This is a genomic window from uncultured Roseicyclus sp., assembly GCF_937892565.1.
Classification (GTDB): domain Bacteria; phylum Pseudomonadota; class Alphaproteobacteria; order Rhodobacterales; family Rhodobacteraceae; genus Roseicyclus.
In genome coordinates, this window is record NZ_CALAHQ010000087.1 from 1 (window position 1) to 5,350 (window position 5,350).

Annotated in this window: 5 protein-coding genes; 2 read left to right on the forward strand and 3 right to left on the reverse strand. The window is 65.3% G+C overall.

The features are described from left to right. Nucleotides 1–196: 196 nt before the first annotated feature. The 3 genes from Q0094_RS12120 to Q0094_RS12130 are packed head-to-tail and all read right to left on the reverse strand — an operon-like array spanning nt 197 to nt 1,859. Nucleotides 197–769, reverse strand: a complete 573-nt coding sequence (locus Q0094_RS12120) for a cob(I)yrinic acid a,c-diamide adenosyltransferase (RefSeq protein WP_297619856.1) — start codon at nt 767–769, stop codon at nt 197–199. A gap of 4 nt (nt 770–773) precedes the next feature. Continuing rightward, the gene (locus Q0094_RS12125) at nt 774–980 is read right to left on the reverse strand and encodes a twin transmembrane helix small protein (protein ID WP_366940284.1); all 207 of its coding nucleotides are present in this window, start codon (nt 978–980) and stop codon (nt 774–776) included. Between the two features lie 57 nt (nt 981–1,037). Beyond that, complete coding sequence (locus tag Q0094_RS12130) at nt 1,038–1,859, reverse strand: SDR family NAD(P)-dependent oxidoreductase (protein WP_297619859.1); 822 nt, start codon at nt 1,857–1,859, stop codon at nt 1,038–1,040. Between the two features lie 138 nt (nt 1,860–1,997). Between Q0094_RS12130 and Q0094_RS12135 the strand changes: the two genes are divergently transcribed. Both Q0094_RS12135 and Q0094_RS12140 read left to right on the forward strand, forming a co-directional pair. Then, nucleotides 1,998–4,313 (forward strand): DNA topoisomerase IV subunit A, encoded by a 2,316-nt coding sequence (locus Q0094_RS12135; protein ID WP_297619862.1) that lies wholly within the window; start codon nt 1,998–2,000, stop codon nt 4,311–4,313. A gap of 168 nt (nt 4,314–4,481) precedes the next feature. Next, nucleotides 4,482–5,162, forward strand: coding sequence for a hypothetical protein (locus Q0094_RS12140; RefSeq protein WP_297619865.1), 681 nt, complete (start codon nt 4,482–4,484; stop codon nt 5,160–5,162). Nucleotides 5,163–5,350: the final 188 nt, after the last annotated feature.

Here is a 5,350-nt window from a genome sequence, read left to right on the forward strand (position 1 = left end):
TCCGGGGGCCGCCCGGTCCACCGGACCGGCCGCCGCTTTCAGCGGTTCGCCCCCGCCCGTTGGGCCGGGGCTTCGCCCTTCCGGGGGCCGCCCGGTCCACCGGACCGGCCGCCGCTTTCAGCGGTTCGCCCCCGCCCGTTGGGCCGGGGCTTCGCCCTTCCGGGGGCCGCCCGGTCCACCGGACCGGCCGCCGCTTTCAGCGGTTCGCCCCCGGAACCCACAAGACGTCGTCTTTGCCGTCGTTGTTGGCGATGCGGCCTGCAACAAAGAACCAGTCCGACAGCCGGTTGAGGTATTTCACCCCTTCGGCGTTGATCGATTCCACCGTGCCCAATTCCACGCTCAGCCGTTCGGCGCGGCGTGCCACCGTGCGGCACAGATGCAGATGCGCCGACAAGGCCGAACCGCCGGGCAAGATGAAGCTGCGCAAGGGTGCAAGCCGGGCATTCATCACGTCGATCTCGCGTTCCAGACGCTCGGTCTGGGCCGCGATGATGCGCAGCGACGGATAGGGGCGTTCGTCGTCCTTTTCCATGTTGGGCGTGCACAGATCGGCGCCGAGATCGAACAGATCGTTCTGGATCGCCTGAAGCTGTGCGGCCATGTCGCCCGTCGCATGCAGACGCGCCATGCCCAGCACGGCGTTCAACTCATCCACCGTGCCATAGGCGGCGACACGGGCGGAATGCTTGGCCACACGGCTGCCATCGCCCAGCGCGGTCTCGCCCGCATCGCCCGTGCGGGTGTAGATCTTGTTCAGCACCACCATCTGTTCAGCCCCCCGATTGTCCGCGCACCCAGACGAAGATCATGATCAGCACCACCGCGCCGAATTGCGCGATCAGCCGCCAGCGCATGAATTTGTTGGATTGTTTTGCCGCCTCGGCCGTGCCTTTGCGGAAAGAATTGATGCCCATGAGCAAAATCCCCACCACGCCAAGACAGGCGATCAGCGCAATGATCAAAAGCGGGTCTTCCACGATTGTCGTTCCTTCGCTGTTTCGAACCGTGCACCCTAGCGCGGCGGCGGCAAAAGGCTAGAGCCGCGACACGATCCAATCCTGGGCCGCGTCAGGCAAAATGCGCGTCAGAACCGCCGCCACATAGGCGGGCGTGGTGATGTAGTAACGCCGCCGGGGGCTGCGGCTTTCCAGCGCGTGGGCCAGTTTTTTGACCACAGCCTCGGGGCCAAGTTCGAAACGGTCGCGCCCGGCCTCGCGGCGGGTGCGCCATTTGGTGCGATAGAATTGCGCATGGCGCGAGGCATCGACATCGATCCAGCGGTCGAATTGCGCCATCGACCGGTCGCGAAAACCCGAGGTGACGGGCCCGGTGTTCAGGATCGCCACATGGATGCCCGTGCCGCGCAATTCCACCCGCATGGTGTTGGTCAGCCCCTCGAGCGCATGCTTTGTCGCCACATAGGCCGCCCGCCACCGCAGCGGCGTGAACCCCACCACCGAGGAATGTTGCACGATGCGCCCCCCGCCATGGGCCCGCATGTGGCGGATCGCGTGACAGGTCAGATCGTGCAGACCAAAGACATTGGAGGAAAACACCTCTTCCAGCGCGCCGCGCGGCAGGTCTTCGGCCGCACCCGGCATGCCATGGCCCGCATTGTTGAACAGCGCCTCGATCCGCCCGCCGGCCAGATCGACGGCTTCGGCAAAGCCCGCCGCGATGCTGGCGCTGTCGTGATGATCGATCCGCACGGCGGCAAAGCCATCGGCCCTGAGGCGGTCCAGATCCTCGGGCGCCCGCGCCGAGGCGATGACGGTCCAGCCGCGCGCGCGCAACCCCGCACAGGCCGCCCGCCCGATGCCCGAGGAACATCCCGTGATCAAGACCCGGCCCGTCATGTCGCGCGCCCCCCATGCCGCGTTGCCCCGTCTGCCTAAGTCAGTCGGGCCTTGCAGGCAACAGGCCGCTTGCCGCGCCTTGGATCGGCCTTTCTGGCGCTGGACGTGGCAAGCCGCCTCGGGTATCACGACCGCTAGATGGCCGAGCAGGATGACACACAAGATCAGGGGGCCGGTGGGCGCCAGACCTCGGAGCCATTGGCCCGGGCCATTGGTGTGCGTTATCTGCAATATGCGCTGTCGACCATCATGCACCGCGCGCTTCCCGATGCGCGCGACGGGCTGAAGCCGGTCCACCGGCGGATCTTGTACGCCATGCGCGAGTTGAAGCTGGCGTCGACGGGCGGCTTTCGCAAATCGGCCAAGATCTCGGGCGATGTCATGGGGAATTATCACCCCCATGGCGACATGGCGATCTATGACGCCATGGCGCGCTTGGCGCAGGATTTCGTGATCCGTTACCCGCTGGTCGATGGTCAGGGCAATTTTGGCAATATCGACGGCGACAACCCGGCCGCCAGTCGCTACACCGAGGCGCGGATGACGGCGGTCGCCGAGGCCCTGATGGAGGGGCTTGACGAAAACGCGGTCGATTTCCGCCCCAATTACGATGGCACGCTCGAGGAACCCGAGGTGCTGCCGGCGGCGGTGCCGAACCTGTTGGCCAATGGGTCGTCGGGGATCGCGGTGGGCATGGCCACCAACATCCCGCCCCATAATCTTGATGAGCTGATCGGCGCCTGCCTGCATCTGCTGAAATCCCCCGAGGCGCCTGACGACACGCTTTTGGCCTGCATCAAGGGGCCGGATTTTCCGACCGGGGGCGTGATCGTCGAGCCGCCCGAGAGCATCGCCGAAACCTATCGCACCGGGCGCGGGGCGTTTCGTCTGCGCGCCAGATGGGCGATCGAGGATCAGGGCCGCGGCACCTGGGTGATCGTGGTCACGGAAATCCCCTATCAGGTGCAGAAATCAAAGCTGATCGAACGGCTGGCCGAGCTGATCCAGCTCAAGAAGGTGCCGATCCTGGCCGATGTGCGTGACGAAAGCGCCGATGACATCCGCATCGTGCTGGAGCCCCGCTCGCGCAATGTCGATCCCGAGGTGCTGATGGGCACGCTGTTTCGCAACTCGGATCTGGAAACGCGGTTTTCGCTCAACATGAACGTGCTGATCGATGGCCGCACGCCCAAGGTCTGTTCGCTCAAGGAGGTGTTGCGCGCCTTTCTCGATCATCGCCGCGCGGTGCTGATCCGCCGGTCGCGCCACCGGATGGACAAGATCGACCACCGCCTTGAGGTGCTCGAAGGCTTCATCATCGCCTTTCTGAACCTCGACCGGGTGATCGACATCATCCGCTATGATGATGACCCCAAACCCGCGCTGATGCGCGAGGATTGGGGCCGCGACATCGCACGCGCCACGTCGGAAAGGGATTATGTCTCGCCCGCCCCGGGTGAGGGTGAGCTGACCGAGGTGCAGGCCGAGGCTATCCTTAACATGCGGCTGCGGTCCTTGCGCCGGCTGGAAGAGATGCAGCTGATCGCCGAGCGCGACGCCTTGATGGCCGAACGCGCCGCGCTGGAGGATCTTCTGGCCGAGGATGGGTTGCAATGGGCGCGCATCGCCGATGAGCTGCGCGATGTGCGCGCCAAGTTCGGCGCAAAAGCCGTGGGCGGGGCGCGGCGCACCAGCTTTGCCGCAGCAGGCGAGGCGCAAGAGGTGCCGATCGAGGCGATGATCGAGCGCGAGCCGATCACGGTGGTCTGTTCCAAGATGGGATGGATCCGCGCGATGAAGGGCCACATCGATCTGTCGACCGAGCTCAAGTTCCGCGACGGCGACGCGGGCCGTTTCCTGATCCATGCCGAAACGACCGACAAGCTGTTGGTGTTTTCCTCGACGGGGCGGTTCTACACCTTGCCGGCGGTGGGTCTGCCGGGTGGGCGGGGTCTGGGTGAACCGTTGCGCCTGATGGTGGATCTGCCCAACGAGGCCGAGATCGTCACGCTGTTTGTCCATCGCCCCGAAGGCAAGCTTTTGGTGGCATCATGGGCGGGCGATGGGTTTCTGGTGCCCGAGGCCGAAGTCGTGGCCCAGACCCGGGCCGGCAAACAGGTTCTCAACGTCAGGGAAGGGGTCGCGGCCACCGTCTGCCGTGCGGTTGCCCCTGATGATGATGCGGTGGCGGTCGTGGGCGACAATCGCAAGCTTTTGATCTTTGGCATGGATGAGCTGCCCGAAATGGGGCGCGGCAAGGGCGTTCGGCTGCAAAAATACAAGGATGGCGGGCTGGCGGATGTGCGCAGCTTCCGGCGCGCCGCCGGGCTGTCGTGGCACGATCCGGCCGGCCGCACGCGCACCGAGCCCGATCTGGCGGAATGGGATGGCAAGCGTGCATCGGCGGGGCGCATGGCCCCGCGCGGATTTCCGCGTGACAACCGCTTCACCTGATCGCGTCGGGGCGGGGGGCTTTCGGCCCCCATGCCTCTGGCGGTGCCGGCGGTGCGGGTCTGGAACCTAGTGATTGTGCAAGCTTTGCGTCGCGCGCCGGGGGTGGGCATTTGCGCCCCACGCGCCCGTGCGTTATCTGACGTGTGATCATGGATACGGGAGACGCCTATGCCCTTTGGTCTGAACCGCCTTGCCGCCGTGGTTTTGCTGGCGGTGCTTGCCGCGTGCAGCCCCGCGCCCGATCCGCTCACCGATGAGCTGCCCGATATGGGCGATTTCCGGTTGGGCCATAACATTGTCGTGGCCGACAGCATGCAGCAGGTGCCGCCGTCGCGCAGCGCCGAACCCGAGGAATGGGTGGCCGTCTTGACCGCCGAGCTTGATCGCCGCTTTGGGGCCTATGAGGGGGAGCGGCTCTATCATCTGGGCATTGCCATCGACGGCTATGCGCTGGCACCGCCGGGTATTCCTCTGGTCGTGAAACCGCGATCGGTGCTGGTGCTTTCGGTCAATGTCTGGGACGATGCTTCGGGTGTAAAGCTGCATGCCGAACCCAAGCAGATTGTGGTGTTCGAGGGGTCATCGCCAGAAACCTTTCTGATCGGCTCGGGTCTTGCGCGCAGCCGCGATCAACAGATGGAGGTGCTGGCGCGCAATGCCGCGCGTCAGGTTCAGCGCTGGATGCTGGAAAATCCCCAATGGTTCAGCATCGACCCCGACGCCCCGCCGCTCCGCGCGGGTGACAGCCCATCTACCCAAATCCCGCCGCTCCGCTCGGCTGACAGCCTGTCGACCGAAGCGTTTTCGGTCACGGTCCTGCCCGCGCCGCCGGGGGCCGTTGCCAACTGATCTTGCCATCGCAACGGGTCAGCGGTTAACGGCTTGATTTTTCCCCGCGACGCGACTAGGTGGCCCGCGATGTTGAACCGGGCCGCAGGCGCTGCTTGTGCGATGGCCCCCGAACAAACGAGGCGCCAGGGCAATGGCAAAGGCAAAGTTTGAACGTAACAAGCCGCATGTGAACATCGGCACGATTG

What these genes read in the sequence shown, in the direction of transcription:
- Q0094_RS12120 (WP_297619856.1), bottom strand. Translation starts at nt 769, where the DNA reads ATGGTGGTGCTGAACAAGATCTACACCCGCACGGGCGATGCGGGCGAG.
- Q0094_RS12130 (WP_297619859.1), bottom strand. Translation starts at nt 1,859, where the DNA reads ATGACGGGCCGGGTCTTGATCACGGGATGTTCCTCGGGCATCGGGCGG.
- Q0094_RS12135 (WP_297619862.1), top strand. Translation starts at nt 1,998, where the DNA reads ATGGCCGAGCAGGATGACACACAAGATCAGGGGGCCGGTGGGCGCCAG.
- Q0094_RS12140 (WP_297619865.1), top strand. Translation starts at nt 4,482, where the DNA reads ATGCCCTTTGGTCTGAACCGCCTTGCCGCCGTGGTTTTGCTGGCGGTG.